Origin of the sequence: Rahnella woolbedingensis (genome assembly GCF_003602095.1) — a bacterium.
GTDB classification, from domain to species: domain Bacteria; phylum Pseudomonadota; class Gammaproteobacteria; order Enterobacterales; family Enterobacteriaceae; genus Rahnella; species Rahnella woolbedingensis.
Map to the genome: position 1 here is coordinate 1 of NZ_RAHH01000108.1, position 400 is coordinate 400.

Sequence of the window (400 nt, forward strand, 5' to 3'; positions counted from 1 at the left end):
ACTCAGTACTTCTACGGAGAGTGATGTTCAGCTGTAAACTTTCAATTTTCAGCTTGTTCCAGATTGTTAAAGAGCAATATCTTAAACACGACTCGTTAAAGTCATCTTTAAGATATTCGTTGATAATGTCTTTCACACATTATCGGAGTGGCGTCCCCAAGGGGATTCGAACCCCTGTTACAGCCGTGAAAGGGCAGTGTCCTAGGCCTCTAGACGATGGGGACACGAAAAATCCGTACCAGACCACACAGTGGTTTGGCACTTTTCGCGTCAGCGTAAGGTTACCCTTACTGCATCAACAGGTGCTCTTGCTCATTAATTTCATCAGACAATCTGTGTGGACACTGCACAATGCGTATCTTTAGGTAAGGAGGTGATCCAACCGCAGGTTCCCCTACGG

1 tRNA gene is annotated in these 400 nt (G+C 45.8%); it reads right to left on the bottom strand.

The window, feature by feature from the left end:
• Positions 1 to 148: 148 nt before the first annotated feature.
• Positions 149 to 224, bottom strand: a tRNA-Glu gene (locus D6C13_RS25425).
• Positions 225 to 400 lie beyond the last annotated feature (176 nt).